Origin of the sequence: Microcystis sp. 0824 (assembly GCF_003112475.1) — a bacterium.
Taxonomy (GTDB): domain Bacteria; phylum Cyanobacteriota; class Cyanobacteriia; order Cyanobacteriales; family Microcystaceae; genus Microcystis; species Microcystis aeruginosa_C.
This window is the reverse complement of the sequence record NZ_BDSM01000038.1, coordinates 1-565: the sequence shown is the minus strand read 5'-3', so window position 1 is coordinate 565 and position 565 is coordinate 1. Positions and strand designations below refer to the sequence as shown.

Below are 565 nucleotides of genomic sequence, written 5' to 3'. Positions count from 1 at the left end.
AAAAAAATAGTGGCCGAAGTCCTGAATAGTGATCTCAAAAATACGGCAGAAAGAAATGGAGTAAGCGAACAAGAAATAGAGACGATGCTCAAAGACTTAGGAGAAGAGTTAATAACCGCAAAACCTCAAGGGCTAAAAAAACTAGGAATAGATGAAATAGCCATGATAAAGGGAAAAGGAAATTACTATGCTGTGTTAGTAAATATAGACACAGGAAAAATTATAGGCTTAGTGGAAAAAAGAACAGAAGAAGCATTAACAGAATATCTGAAACACTGGGGAGAAGAGGTTTTGAGCCAAATAGAGGAAGTAAGTATAGACCTGTGGATAGGGTATAAAAATGTGGCAGAAAAACTAATGCCTCAAGCTCAAATAGTAGGGGATAGATTCCATGTAATGAAACAAGTAAATAACGAGCTAGATGAAGCAAGAAAGGAGGTAAAAAGAGAGGCAGCTAAGATAAAAAATAAGAAAAATAAAGAAAATATCTTAGCAGGAATAGCCAAGAGCAAATATGCCTTATTAAAGAATGAAGGAGACTTAGTAGAGAAAGAAAGGAAAAAAT

General features: G+C 34.7%; 1 protein-coding gene. It reads left to right on the top strand.

Translation table 11 applies throughout. The features are described 5' to 3' along the window. Positions 1–565: transposase (locus N0824_RS13350; protein ID WP_146184285.1), on the top strand; the 565-nt coding region annotated here is incomplete at both ends.